This is a genomic window from Streptomyces sp. NPDC002619 (genome assembly GCF_042889305.1).
In the GTDB taxonomy this organism is placed as follows: domain Bacteria; phylum Actinomycetota; class Actinomycetes; order Streptomycetales; family Streptomycetaceae; genus Streptomyces.
This window is the reverse complement of record NZ_JBIAQV010000014.1, coordinates 80,109-92,659: the sequence shown is the minus strand read 5'-3', so window position 1 is coordinate 92,659 and position 12,551 is coordinate 80,109. Positions and strand designations below refer to the sequence as shown.

Annotated in this window: 11 protein-coding genes; 3 read left to right on the top strand and 8 right to left on the bottom strand. The window is 70.9% G+C overall.

Annotation, left to right across the window (positions count from 1 at the left end; translation table 11 throughout):
* Window positions 1-3: 3 nt before the first annotated feature.
* The gene (locus ACFYXB_RS22670; RefSeq protein ID WP_389585151.1) at window positions 4-1,248 is read right to left on the bottom strand and encodes an MFS transporter; all 1,245 of its coding nucleotides are present in this window, start codon (window positions 1,246-1,248) and stop codon (window positions 4-6) included.
* 160 nt (window positions 1,249-1,408) lie between these two features.
* Between ACFYXB_RS22670 and ACFYXB_RS22665 the strand changes: the two genes are divergently transcribed.
* Window positions 1,409-2,272: a LysR family transcriptional regulator gene (locus ACFYXB_RS22665; RefSeq protein ID WP_389585148.1), complete on the top strand. Its 864-nt coding sequence runs from the start codon at window positions 1,409-1,411 to the stop codon at window positions 2,270-2,272.
* 78 nt (window positions 2,273-2,350) lie between these two features.
* On the opposite strand, the gene ACFYXB_RS22660 is transcribed toward ACFYXB_RS22665, so the two are convergent.
* Entirely contained in the window at window positions 2,351-3,109 is a 759-nt protein-coding gene (locus ACFYXB_RS22660; RefSeq protein ID WP_389585145.1) for a class II aldolase/adducin family protein, read from the bottom strand.
* Window positions 3,110-3,221: 112 nt separating this feature from the next.
* Between ACFYXB_RS22660 and ACFYXB_RS22655 the strand changes: the two genes are divergently transcribed.
* Window positions 3,222-4,013, top strand: a complete 792-nt coding sequence (locus ACFYXB_RS22655) for an FCD domain-containing protein (protein WP_351349609.1) — start codon at window positions 3,222-3,224, stop codon at window positions 4,011-4,013.
* A gap of 122 nt (window positions 4,014-4,135) precedes the next feature.
* Window positions 4,136-5,146 (top strand): cupin domain-containing protein, encoded by a 1,011-nt coding sequence (locus ACFYXB_RS22650; RefSeq protein WP_389585142.1) that lies wholly within the window; start codon window positions 4,136-4,138, stop codon window positions 5,144-5,146.
* A 55-nt stretch (window positions 5,147-5,201) separates the two neighbouring features.
* Here the strand turns inward: ACFYXB_RS22650 and ACFYXB_RS22645 are convergent, their stop codons facing one another.
* Genes ACFYXB_RS22645 through ACFYXB_RS22620 form a run of 6 tightly spaced genes read right to left on the bottom strand, consistent with a single transcriptional unit; the run spans window position 5,202 to window position 12,515 of the window.
* Entirely contained in the window at window positions 5,202-6,086 is an 885-nt protein-coding gene (locus ACFYXB_RS22645) for an AAA family ATPase (RefSeq protein WP_351349613.1), read from the bottom strand.
* A 16-nt stretch (window positions 6,087-6,102) separates the two neighbouring features.
* On the bottom strand, window positions 6,103-7,170 hold the full coding sequence (locus ACFYXB_RS22640) for a cupin domain-containing protein (protein ID WP_389585138.1): 1,068 nt from the start codon (window positions 7,168-7,170) through the stop codon (window positions 6,103-6,105).
* A 41-nt stretch (window positions 7,171-7,211) separates the two neighbouring features.
* Window positions 7,212-8,441: an MFS transporter gene (locus ACFYXB_RS22635; protein WP_351349616.1), complete on the bottom strand. Its 1,230-nt coding sequence runs from the start codon at window positions 8,439-8,441 to the stop codon at window positions 7,212-7,214.
* Between the two features lie 3 nt (window positions 8,442-8,444).
* Window positions 8,445-9,581, bottom strand: coding sequence for an ABC transporter ATP-binding protein (locus ACFYXB_RS22630; protein WP_389585134.1), 1,137 nt, complete (start codon window positions 9,579-9,581; stop codon window positions 8,445-8,447).
* A gap of 18 nt (window positions 9,582-9,599) precedes the next feature.
* Window positions 9,600-11,399: an ABC transporter permease gene (locus ACFYXB_RS22625; RefSeq protein WP_389585131.1), complete on the bottom strand. Its 1,800-nt coding sequence runs from the start codon at window positions 11,397-11,399 to the stop codon at window positions 9,600-9,602.
* 6 nt (window positions 11,400-11,405) lie between these two features.
* Complete coding sequence (locus ACFYXB_RS22620) at window positions 11,406-12,515, bottom strand: ABC transporter substrate-binding protein (protein ID WP_389585128.1); 1,110 nt, start codon at window positions 12,513-12,515, stop codon at window positions 11,406-11,408.
* Window positions 12,516-12,551: the final 36 nt, after the last annotated feature.

Genomic DNA, 12,551 nt, shown 5'->3' with positions numbered 1-12,551 from the left:
CGGTCAGCGGCGGCGCGCCAGGACCGCCACGGACGCCAGGAGGGCGAGCACGACGACGGCGAACCAGGTCAGCGCCGCCGCCATGGTGGTGTACCGGGTGGCCACGCCGAGACCGACGGGCAGCAGCGCCAGGCCGAGATAGGACGCCAGGAACAGACCCGCGAGGGCCTCGCCGCGCCGGGCCGGGGCCGCCATGGCGGCCACCGAGCCGACGGCGGACTTGAACAGCACCCCGGCACCGACCCCAGCCATGATCCCCGCCACCAGGAACACCGGCAGGCTCGCCGTGTGCACGCCCACCGCGAGGACGATCACGCCGGCGGCCTGCGCGAGCAGCCCGGTCGTACGGCGGGCCCGGTCGCCGAGCCTGCCGGAGAGCGTCTGGGCCACCGCTGCGGCGGCGAACACCGAGAACACGATCAGCCCGGACAGGGCGCGGGACGGATGGTGCAGGGTGCCGCCGACGAAGCCCGGGACCAGGGAGGTGAACAGTCCGAAGACCGCCAGGGAGGCGAATCCTGCGGCGGCCGCCGCGATGTACCCGGCACGGTCGCCGTGGTCGGCGCTCACCCGCTGCGGCCGGTATGCCGGCCTGACCTGCGGCCTGCGCACCGTCTCCGGCGTCAGGGCGACCGCGGCGATCCCCATCAGCAGCAGTGCGCCGACGACGGCGTACGGCAGGCGCAGCGGCGCACCGAGGTACTGGGCGAGCAGGCCCGCGACCAGGGGGCCGACGCCCAGACCGCCGATGTTGGCGGCCGTCGACACGATCTCGAACCGCTGCGGCGAGCCGCCCGGCCGGTGCGCCGTGTGCAGGTCGTGCAGATGCGCGGTGGCGGTCGCGGTGAGCATGCCGACCCCAAGACCCGTGACCAGCCGCGCGACGAGGAGGACCGGCAGCGAGGGCGCGGCAAGGAACAGGACCGCGGCGACGAGTTCGAGCAGCAGCGCCCCGACGAGGACCTTCTTGCGGCCGACCCAGTCCGAGACATGCCCGGCGAGCAGCAGACTGACCAGGACACCGACGGCGTACACGGCGAACACGATCGTGACGGTGAACGTCGAGAAGCCGTCGTGGGCCTGGTACAGCGGGTAGAGCGGGGTCGGCACGGTGGAGAACGCCATGGCGGTGACGAACACCGCCGCGATGGTCCAGAACCCGGCACCGTACCGGCGGGCGGCCCGCCGCTCCTCCGGCACGGATGCCTCGGCGGTGGGGACGCTGCGTGCGATTGACAGCATGGACATGGAGACACTCCGAATCCCGTGACGGTTGGACCGGCGGCCGCGTCGGCGCTCATGTTCTTCAACCAGGTGCTGCCGTCCCCGCTTCCCCTTCGGCGCAGATGAAGAACGATGACGGTAATCTCATATGGAGATGAGCTTCCGAAAATGAGCGGGGTGGCGCATGGATCTGCGGCAGATGGAGGTCGTCGTCGCGGTCGCCGAGGAGGGCGGGTTCAGCGCGGCGGCACGCCGGCTGCACGTGGTGCAGTCCGCGGTCTCCGGGACGGTCCGCGCCCTGGAGCGCGAGCTGGACGCACGGCTCTTCCACCGCACCACCCATCGCGTGTCGCTGACGCCGGCGGGGGAGGCGTTCGTGTCGGCGGCCCGGGACACGCTGCGCGCGGCGGGCGAGGCACGGCTGGCCGTCGAGCGCACCAAGGGGGAACTGAGCGGCGAGATCACGGTCGGCGTGATGCAGGGCCTGTACACCGGTGTCGCGCCCGCCCTCGCCCGCTTCCACCGCGAACACCCCGCCGTCGTGGTCCGGCTGCGCCAGGCGCCGACCGGCGGGATCCCGCAGGAACTGCGCGACGGCACCCTGGACCTGGCCGTGGGCGCGCTCGACGCCCCCCAGGCGCGCGGCCTCGTGTCCCGTGTGCTCGCGCGGGAGGAGATGGTCCTCGTCACCCCCGCGACCGGCCCGCTGCGGACGGAGCGACCGGTGACCCTCGCCGAGACGGCCCGGCTGCCGCTGGTCGAGTTCTCCCTAGGCTGGGGAGTACGTCACTCGGTCGACAGGGCGTTCCGCGCCTGCTCCGTCGAGCGCACCGCGGTCTTCGAGGTGAACGACGTGTTGGGCGCCGCCGATCTCGTCCGGCACGGCCTGGGCGTGTGCATCCTGCCCCCGTCCCTGGCCGCCCACTTCCCCGACCTGCCGATACGCCTCTTCGTCGAACACCCGCCCACCTGGACGGTCAGGATCGTCCACCTCCGGGGGGAATGCCCGCCGGCGGTGACGGCGCTGCTGCGGCACATGATCAAGTGACGGGCCCGATCCGTTCGGTAGAACTCCACGAGGCGGCGTGCCGCCGTGTCCCAGGTGCGGACCGTGTGTCGGCGCTGGTCAGGGGCGCAATGGCTGGCCCGGACCCTCGTGCTCGGCACGGGCCGCGAGGTGACGCCACATCGAGGCGACGTTGAACGCCGGTCCCAGGTCGGGCAGTTCGGCGAGGTCCTCGGCGGGGATCGGGCGCAGCGGGGCGCCGGTGGCGGCCGCGGCCAGCGTGATACGGGCCAGCGAGTCCACCGCGAGGGCCCGGGTGACGGCTTCGGCGACCGCGTGGGTGGGCTCACCGCTGCCGACGGCGACCAGACCGTGCCCGCGCAGCACGACGACGGGACGGTCCCCGAGCGAGGCCGTCATCTGCTCGGCCAGATCACGGCGCCGGATCAGCGCGGAGCGGGGCCAGACGGGGATGCCGTCGTGGGCGAGTCGGGCGGCCGGGATGTCGTAGGAGCCCACGAGCGGGAGCCAGGGCAGGTCCGCCACGGACGCGGCGACGACAGCGGGCGGATGCGCGTGCACCACGGCCGTGACGTCCGGTCGTGCGCGCAGCACCTCGGTGTGGATGGGCAGTTCGCCCGGCGCCGACCAGTCGGCCGGCACCTCGCCCGTGCCGTCGAGCCGGACTTCCTGGACGTCGTCCACGACCGTGAAGGCGAGGCCCCGCTCGGCGGGCCCGCGCCCGCGCACCAGGAGCGAGTCCGCGCCGGTACGGGCGCTGACGTGCCCGAGTATGTGCTCGACGAGACCGGTGACGGCCAGGACGCGGCAGGCGACGGCGATCCGCTCGCGCAGTGCCTCGACGTCCTGGAGTCCCACCGTCACAGTCCTCCTCGGCGAGTCGGCGGCCAGTCTTTGGTCTGTTGGTATGACTTTAAGCCATTGCGAGAGTGCACGTCAATGAAGCCCCTGACCATGGGAGGATGCGCACATGCCATCGCGACCAAGCCGGCCCCGGAGCGCCGGGACCGCAGACGAGACCTCCGCCAAGCGTCCCGCCGCCGCGCCCGAGGGCCTGTTCAAGACGGTCTCCTCGAGCAGAGTCTCGCAGCTGATTGTGGATCAGATCCGGCTGTTGCTGAAGGAGGAGCGGCTGCAGCCCGGCGACCGCCTGCCCAGCGAGCGGGAACTGTGTGTGCAGTTCGGGGTCAGCCGCGTCACCGTGCGTGAGGCGCTGCGCAGCCTGGAGGCCAGCGGGCTGGTCGAGATCCGGGTCGGCGCCCGGGGCGGCGCGTTCGTGACGGCCCCGTCCTCGCGCCGCGTCGGCGAGGGGCTCGCCGATCTGCTGTCCCTGTCGCCGGTGACGGCCTCCGAGGTCACCGAGGCCCGGCTGGTCTTCGAGCTGGGCATCGTGCCGCTGATCGTCGAGCGCGCGACCGAGGAGGACCTGGACGCGCTGCGCGCCCTGTGCGACGAGCACGCCGAGGCGGTGAAGCAGGGCACCTACGACATGGAGATGTCCGCCGACTTCCACACCCGCGTGGCCGCCTGTACGCACAACGCCGCCATCGAGATGCTCGTGCAGTCCTTCCACGGTCCCCTGCTGATGAGCCTGCGCGAGGCGCAGAGTGTCGAGCCGCAGATGGGTCAGCGTGGGTCGAAGGAGCACCGCAAGTTCGTCGAGGCGATCGCGGCGCGCGACGCGGACGCCGCGACGGAGATCATGCGCACCCACCTGAAGCGGACAGCTTCCCGCGTGAAGGGCGACGGGCCCGGCAAGTAGTGGGCGGTGACGGGCGAGTCCCGGGTCCTGCTGGGCCCGGGACTCTTTTGCGTCTCCGCTTAAGGCATTATGGTTAGACCATCAGGTGATCAAAGAAGGCTTCGGCCGGCACAGGAGGCACCATGGGCAAGAAGGGGCGAGTCTTCGTCCGCGGCCTGACCTCGGAGACGTACGGACTCGGCGAGTTCCGCCGCAGGCAGCTGGCGGTCGAGCGGGTTCGGGATGACACCGTGGTCGTCGACGACGCGAAGGTGGCCCACTCCGGCGACAGCGAGAAGTCCCGGACGTGGTGGCGGGTGGGCCCCGGGGACGAGGACTTCCTCACCCAGACCATCCAGGTCCACTTCGTCGAACTCCCGCCGCAGTCCAGCAACCACGGCCACGGCCACCAGAACGAGGCGGCCTTCTACATCCTTGAGGGCCGCGGTTACGAGATCCACGACGACCAGCGCTACGACTGGACCAAGGACGACCTGGTCTTCGTGCACACCGACTCCGTGCACCGCCACTTCAACCCGTACGACGAGACCGCCACCGCCCTCGTTGTGAAGGCCAAGAGCACCTGGATGTTCATGGGCCTGTGGCAGCAGGGACGCAGCGGCCCCGTCGAGCGCGAGACCGAGTTCGGGCCCCGCGAGGACTGGTCCCGGATCTGGACGCCCGGCGTGCTGGACCGCAAGAAGGTCATCGGGGTCGCCGACACCAGCTGGGAGGACACCCCGCTCGGCCGGGTCCGTGTGATGTCCTCGCCGGAGCGCACCGACGCCCGCATCTTCTCCATCGACGCCTTCGAGCTCGACATCCCCGCCGGCAGCCGCTCCGGCAAGTACTGGAAGATGGCCGACGAGGTGTTCTACGTCCTCGAGGGCAGCGGCTACGCCCTCCAGTGGGAGGTCGAGGCCGAGATCGCCGAGAAGTACTACGCGCGCGTGGCGCTGGAACCGACCCGGCACGAGATCACCAAGGGCGACACGCTGTACGTCCCCCAGAACCACGTCTGCCAGCTCTTCTCCTACGACGGCACACCCCTGCGGCTGCTGTCGGCGCAGAACCGCGTCTTCAAGCACCTGGGCTACGACACGGTGCACTTCCTGGAGGACGCCCCCGGGTACGAGGCACCGCAGACCACCTGACCGGCACCGGCAACGCTTCGGCCCCGCACCCTTGCCGACGGGTGCGGGGCCGAATTCATGCGCGCGCGGCCGCCTCCTCCGCCGCCGTGACCAGATCGTCGGCGCTCAGCCGCCCCGGCTCGCGCGCCGTCTCCAGGCGCAGGGCCAGAGCCCCGTGCACGGTCTTGCGGATCCGCCGGCCGTCCAGGCCGGCGAGCAGCTTGCCCACCCGCTGGTGCAGCGCCGAGTCCTCGGCCAGCGCGCGCAGTTCGGGCCACTGGGCGGCGAGGCCGAGCAGTGAGTCGGCGACGATCCTCGGCACCACCGACTCGTCGGGCAGCTCCGTGTGCACCACGAGATCGGCCCGGGACAGGAACGCGTCGTCCACGGCCTCGGCGAAGTTCGTCGTGACGACCAGCAGCGTGCCGGGGCGCTGGGCCCGCAGCACGTCCAGACCGCTCAGCACGGCGTCCGTCGCCCGGTGCACGTCCACCGGGTTGGTGTCGAAAGACGCCGAGTGCCGCCGTACGGCGAGGGCCTCGACCTCGTCGACGAGGACCAGGGTGTGCGGGCGGCGCGCGGCCAGCTCCGGCAGGGTCTCCCGGAACAGGCGGGACACCGCGCGCTGGCTCTCGCCGAGCATCTCGCTCGGAAAGGCATGCGGGTCGACCTCGACGAGCGTGGTCGACCCGTGCGGGGCCAGCGTGCGCGCGACGGCCTGCGCGAGCCCCTGGGCCAGGGTGGTCTTGCCGGTGCCGGGCGGCCCCGCGAGGACGACCAGACCGTGCGGGGCCACGGGCGAGCCCGCGAGCCGCCGCCCGTGCCGGAGCACGAGGACGGCGGTCGCGAGCAGCCGCTCCTTGACCCGCGGGTCGATGATCACCGAGTCCCACGGACCGTCGTGGTGGTCGGCGGGCAGGGCGTGGATCCCGGCCACGCCCTGCGGCAGTGCGCTGCTCACCGCGTCCGTCCCCCGTTCACGGCCAGGTGGGGCGGGTCAGCGCCGGCCACTCGATCGTCGACGGGTCGCCGGCCTGCGCGTCACGGATGTGCTCCGGCGGCTCCTCGAACAGCACCAGCGGATCGCACAGCGCCCGCATCGTCTCCAGCAGGCTGTCGAACATGTGGATGCGGACCACCTTGGCCGTCTGCTCCGGGTTCGTGTTGATGTGCTGGTGCCACAGGAAGTGGTCGACGACGATGATGTCGCCCTTCTTCCACGGGTGCCGTTCGCCGCCCTCCGGCTCGGTGCCCAGATAGCTCTCACCGCTGCCCTCGACGACGTACAGCCACGCCTCGCCCGGATGCCGGTGCATCGACTGGGCGCGGCCGGGGCCTATCTCGAACATGGCCATGGTGATGCCGGATGCCTGGTAGCCGATGGCACGGTCCAGCAGGAAGGTGGTGCGGGTGCCGCGCGGGGTGTTGCGCAGCTCCAGCTCGTCCCAGCTGGTGTGCAGGCGGCCCGAGCGGCGGGCGTCCTGGTCCCGGGCCAGCCGCCGCAGCCGCGTGGCGTACGGGTCGGCGCCGTCGCGGCCGGGGGAGTACGGCGGCCTGGGCGCCAGCTCGGAGACGGGCGTGTGGCCCGCGTCATCGAGGACGGCCATGCCCATGGTCTCGAGGAGCGGCTGGCTGGAGAAGGTGAGGTAACGGGCCGTGTCCTGGCCCTCGTTGCCGCTGCGATGCCAGGACCAGGCCGGCAGGTGCAGCGAGTCGCCGGGCCCCCAGTCGACGCGCTTGCCGTCGATCTCGGTCCAGCCCCAGCCGGCCACGACGAACACCATGGCGTCCCACGAGTGCCGGTGGACCGTCGTCGTCACCCCCGGGTCCAGCTCGTGGGCCAGCGCGTCCATGGTGCGTGTCGGCCGGTCTCCGTCGGCGCCGACGTACACGCCGACCCGGCTGCCGCGCTCGGTCGGGTGCATGACGACGTCCTCCAGCGCGACCACCGTGCGCTGGTTCTTGCGCCACTCCTCGATGAAGGCGGCGCGCCGCCGTTTCTGGACGTGATAGTGGGTGACCCCGGTCGTGGTGTGCGTACTCAATGTGTCTCCCAACAGCAGGACATAGAGGGGGAGTCGAAGGTTCAGGAGGTGGCGGGCTCCGCCTTCGGCACGCTGTACTCGCGGACCGTGCGGCTGCGTACGGCGCTCGCCGCGGAGACCGCCGTCGGCACCAGCCCGCCGAGCGTGAGCGCGACGACCGGGCCGAGCGCACCGGCGGCGACGCCCATCAGCGAGTCGCCGATCGCCGGTCCGCCCCGCGAGCACATCTGATAGATGGCCGAGACGCGCCCGCGCAGCTCGTCCGGCGTCTCCACCTGGACGGCGGCGTGCCGCACGGTGGTTGCGACGGCGTCCGCGGCGCCCAGGGCGAGGGCCATCACGATCGCCACGGGGAACGTCCGCGACTGCGCGAGACCGACCACGGCCACGCCGTACGCGGCCGTGCCCCACAGCACGATCCGCCCGGCGCGTGCGGTGCGCACCAGCCGGAACACCCACACCGACCCGATCAGCGCGCCCGCCGAGGGCGCCGCGGACAGCAGGCCGTAGCCGGTCGGGCCCACGTGCAGGATCTGCGCGGCGAAGGCGGGCAGCAGCACCCGGTAGGCGCCGAACACCGTGGCGGTCATGTCCAGCCCCATCAGCTGCCAGACCACGGGCCGTTCGGCGACGTACCGCACGCCCTGCCGCATGCTGTGCCACAGCGACCGCCGCTCGACGTCGACCTTGAGCGGCGGCACCCGCACCAGGGCGAGGACGACGACGAGCGCGCCGTAGGTGACCGCGTCGAAGACGTACACCGCCCCGGGTCCGCCGACGGCGATCAGGACGCCCGCGAACGCGGGGCCCACCAGCACGGCCAGCTCGCGCGACGGGTTGAGCAGCGCGAACGCGTCGACGAGCCGTTCGCGCGGCACCATCGCCGGGATCAGCGCCTGCCGCGCGGGCTGGTCGAAGGTCGCCGCCGCCGTCGCCAGCAGCGAGGAGACCACGACCGCCCACACGGTGGCGGCGCCCGCCAGCGTGACCGCCGCGAGCGCCGCCGACACCACCAGCGCCACGCACTGCGTGACCTGGAGCAGTCGGCGCCGGTCCAGCCGGTCGGCGTAGATCCCGCCGACGGGCGAGAGCACCAGCAGGGCCACCGCCTGGGCGAGGCCCACCAGTCCCACCTGAGCGGTGGAACCGGTGAGCTGGTACACCTGGTAGAGATTGGCGGCGACGGCGCCCCTGGTCCCGATCTGGGAGAGGACGACGCCGCCCCAGTAGAGGCCGAAGTCCCGATTGCGCAGTACCTGGGGAAGCGCCATCGATCAGTCGACCGGGACGAGCGTCACCTTGTCCGGGGTGACGGAGAAATACACCTCGGTCCCCGGCGGGATCGACAGCGTCGGGTTGGACCTGTTGCGGATCTCCAGATTGCCCACGCCCACGATGTGGTCGACGACATCGCCCATGAACGCCCGCGTGAGAACCGTGCCCGACCACTCGTTGGGCACATTGCCGCGCCGCTCGCGGGTCAGGTCGACGCACTCCGGGCGGATCGAGATCAGCACCGTGTCCCCGACCATCGGCAGCTTCTCCACCTTGTGCGCGAGGAGCCGGCCCTGCGGGGTGTCGACCTCCACCTCGTCGCCGCGCACCGCCGTCACCTTGGCCTCCAAGAAGTTGGAGGTGCCGATGAACTCGGCGACGAACCGGGTGGCGGGCCTGGTGTAGATCTCCCGGGGTTTGCCGATCTGCTCGATGCGGCCCTGGTTCATCACGGCGATCCGGCTCGACATCACCAGCGCCTCGGCCTGGTCGTGCGTCACATAGATCGCCGTGAGGTTCAACTCCCGCTGTAGCCGCTTAAGTTCGAAGCGCATGCTCTCGCGCAGCTTGGCGTCCAGGTTGGACAGCGGCTCGTCGAGCAGCATCAGCTCGGGGCGGGTCACCAGGGCGCGGGCCAGGGCGAGGCGCTGCTGCTGGCCGCCGGAGAGCTTGGTGGCGGGCCGGGACGCGTAGGCGCCCAGCTCGATCACCTCCAGGACCTGCTCCACTCGCTCCTCGATCTCCTTGCGGCCGGGGCGCTTGGCGCGGGGCATCACCTCGAGCGGGAACGACACGTTCTTGAACACCGACATGTGCGGCCAGATCGCGTACGACTGGAACACCATGCCGAGCCCGCGCCGGTTGGCGCGCATGTTGATGCCCTGCTTGTCGTCGAACAGCACGCGCCCGCCGAGGGTGACACGGCCTGCGGAGGGGCGTTCCAGGCCCGCGACGGAGCGCAGGGTGGTGGTCTTCCCGCAGCCCGACGGGCCGAGCAGCGTGAACAGTTCGCCGTCGTGGACCTCGAAGTCGACCCCGCCGACGGCGTACACGCGGTTGCCCTCGTCGGGGCGGCGCCTCGACCTGCGCGCGGCCGTGTCGTCGTAGCTCTTCTTGAGGGATTCGACCGTCAACATTGCTGAGGGTCCCTTCGATCAGTTCGCGGAGTCGTTCTGCAGCCCGAAGCGGGCGCCGAAGCGGTAGGCAATGGAGACGAGGAGGAAGAGCAGGACGACCATGCAGACGCCCAGCGCGGCGAGCGTGGTGAACTGGCCGTTCTCGAACTGCTCCCAGATCAGCACCGACAGCACCTCCTTGCCGGGGCTGTACAGCAGGATCGTGCTGGACAGCTCGCGGAAGGACACGACGAGGATGTAGACCCAGCCGGCCAGGATGCCGCCGCTCATCAGCGGCAGCAGGACCCGCCGGAACGTCTGGAACCAGGAGGCGCCGTTCACCGCGGCCGACTCCTCCAGCTCCGGGGACATCTGCGCCATCGCCGACGACGAGTAGCGCATGCCGTACGGCAGATAGCGGGTGCAGTACGAGATCAGCAGGATCAGCAGCGTGCCGTAGATCGGCAGCGGGGTGCGCAGATACACGAAGGACAGCGCGAGGCCGAGGACGAGGCCGGGGATGACGATCGGGGTGAACGCCAGCAGGTCGAGCAGCCGCCGCCCGGGCGCCCTGGTGCGCAGGACGACCCAGGAGACGATCGAGGTCAGGATCATCACCGCGGTCGCCGCGCCGATACCGACGATGAGGGAGTTCTTCAGTGCCGTGAACGCCAGCGGCTGGTGCCACAGCGTGCGGTAGTTGGCGAACGTCAGCTGGCTGAGGGTCTTGCGGGTCGGTGCCGCGTAGTACTTCAGCAGGGAGGCGTAGACGAGGACGGCGACCGGCAGGACGACCGTGATCAGGAAGTAGAGGATCACGCCGGCGCCGACGAACGGCCTCGCCCGGCCGAGTTCGACCGGGCGGGGCCGGAACGCCTTTCCGGTCACCGTCTGGAAGTTGCGCGAGGAGCGCTGCATCCAGCCGGAGAGCAGCACGCCCGCCGCGGCGATGACCAGCAGCCCGATGGCGTAGGCACCGGCGGCGCCGTAGTCGATCGGATAGGCGCGCAGCACGAAGTAGATCCGGCTGGTGAACACGTAGATGCCGTTCTGCAGACCGAGCAGTCCCGGCACCTCGAAGCTCTCCAGCGACTGAACGAACATCAGCAGAGCCGCGGAGATCATCGCGGGGCGCAGCAGCGGCATCGTCACCCGGCGCAGCACCGTCAGCCGGTCCGCGCCGGACATCGCGGCGGACTCCTCCAGCGAGGGGTCCATCGCGCGGAACGCGGCGACCATGAGCAGGAAGGCCACCGGGGCCAGATGCAGCCCCTGCACCCAGATCATGCCCCACACGCTGTAGATGTTGATCGGGCTGGCGCCGAACAACGGCTTGAAGACAAGGGAGTTGAGCACACCGCTGGACGGGTCGCCGAGGAAGATCCACGACGTCGCGTAGAGGATGCCCGGCACGATGAGCGGGACCAACGACGCGGCGAAGAACAGCCCCTTGAACGGAGTGTCCGTACGCACCTGGATGTACGCCAGTGCCGTGCCGAGGACCAGGGCGAGGGCGGCCGAACCCAGTGCGAACCACAGGGAGTTGAGCAGCATCTCGCCGGACTGCGAGTTGCCGCCGTAAGCCCGCGAGAACGCGCCGAAGGACACGCCCCGACCGTCGGCGCTGAGGAACGTGTCGTGGATGAGATAGCCGAGCGGCACCACGGCCAGATAGCCCACGACGACGACGGCGCCGCCGACGAGGAGGCCCTGGAGGGACAGCGGCCGGCGCAGGAGACGCAGGAGCCGGCCGCCGGCCGTGGCGCCGCCGGGCGGCGGCGCCACACCGTGACCGGGCCCTTCGTCACGGGAGGTGGTGGGAGCGGGTACGACGGTCATCGTCGGTCAGCTCCCCACGTTGGCGACACCGCGCAGCAGCGCGTCGTACTTCTTGTCCCAGGCGTCGCCGTCCTTGCTGAGGCCCTCGACGTCGAACGGGACGAGCGTGATGCCCGTGAGGCTCTTGTCGCCGGGGACCTTCGTGACCGGGGTGAGCCCGAGCTTGACCAACTCCTGCTGGCCGTCGGTCAGCAGCCAGTCGTAGAACAGCCAGGCCGCGGCCGGGTGCTGGGCGCCCTTGATCAGGCCGACGCCGTTGGGACGGGGGAAGGCGGGGATCTTCGAGACGCCGTCCGGGGGCAGATGGGTGACGGGGGCGCCCTGCTGGGCGGCCCGGTCGGTGATGTACGTGTAGTTCATCGCCTCCATCGGCGTCTGCCCCGCGGTGAGGAACTGCATCATCGTCGTGTGGCCCTTGGCGACCTTGGCGTTGGCGACGATGCCCTTCCACAGCGTGTCGACCTCGGACTGGCTCTTGCCGTGGTCCAGCCAGTACTTGGTGACGTTCTCGAACCAGTCGCTGTCACTGACCTCGAGCGTCAGCTTGCCCTTGTACTTGGGCAGCGCCAGGTCCTCCCAGCTGTGCGGCTCGTCGCCCGGCTTGATCAGATCGGTGTTCCAGGCGGGCTGGAACACATTGAGGCGACTGGCCGTCCAGTCCTGGAACTTGGCGGCCGGCTCGACCTTGTCGAGGGCCGAGCCGTTGAAGGGGACCAGGTAGTGGTTGTCGGACAGGGCCGTCATCTCGAGGAAGTTGGTCTCCACCGCGTCGGCGCCCGCCTTCCCGGCCTGCTCCTCCTGGAGGGCGCGCTGGAGCACCGTCTCGGAGTTGCCGCGGAAGACGCTGACGTGGATGCCGTACTTCTTCTCGAAGGCCTGGGCGACCGGCGTCGCGATGTCCGCGGTCATCGAGGTGTAGAGGGAGAGGGTGCTGCCCTCCTTCTTCGCCAGCTCCTCGGCCTTCGCAAGCTGTTGGTCCTTGGGGAGGCCGGCAATCTGCTGGTAGACGCCGTCCGCCTTGGTGTTGGACGCGGTGGTGACCGCGCCCCCGCAGCCGGCGGTGACGGCCGTGACCAGTACTGCGGCCAGGGCGAGGGTGGTGTTACGGGTCCTCATGCGGTGCTCTCCTGGAAGAGATGCGAAAAGGGGTGG

What these genes read in the sequence shown, in the direction of transcription:
- ACFYXB_RS22650 (WP_389585142.1), top strand. Translation starts at nt 4,136, where the DNA reads ATGGGCAAGAAGGGGCGAGTCTTCGTCCGCGGCCTGACCTCGGAGACG.
- ACFYXB_RS22670 (WP_389585151.1), bottom strand. Translation starts at nt 1,248, where the DNA reads ATGTCCATGCTGTCAATCGCACGCAGCGTCCCCACCGCCGAGGCATCC.
- ACFYXB_RS22665 (WP_389585148.1), top strand. Translation starts at nt 1,409, where the DNA reads ATGGATCTGCGGCAGATGGAGGTCGTCGTCGCGGTCGCCGAGGAGGGC.
- ACFYXB_RS22635 (WP_351349616.1), bottom strand. Translation starts at nt 8,441, where the DNA reads ATGGCGCTTCCCCAGGTACTGCGCAATCGGGACTTCGGCCTCTACTGG.
- ACFYXB_RS22655 (WP_351349609.1), top strand. Translation starts at nt 3,222, where the DNA reads ATGCCATCGCGACCAAGCCGGCCCCGGAGCGCCGGGACCGCAGACGAG.
- ACFYXB_RS22625 (WP_389585131.1), bottom strand. Translation starts at nt 11,399, where the DNA reads ATGACCGTCGTACCCGCTCCCACCACCTCCCGTGACGAAGGGCCCGGT.
- ACFYXB_RS22630 (WP_389585134.1), bottom strand. Translation starts at nt 9,581, where the DNA reads ATGTTGACGGTCGAATCCCTCAAGAAGAGCTACGACGACACGGCCGCG.
- ACFYXB_RS22620 (WP_389585128.1), bottom strand. Translation starts at nt 12,515, where the DNA reads ATGAGGACCCGTAACACCACCCTCGCCCTGGCCGCAGTACTGGTCACG.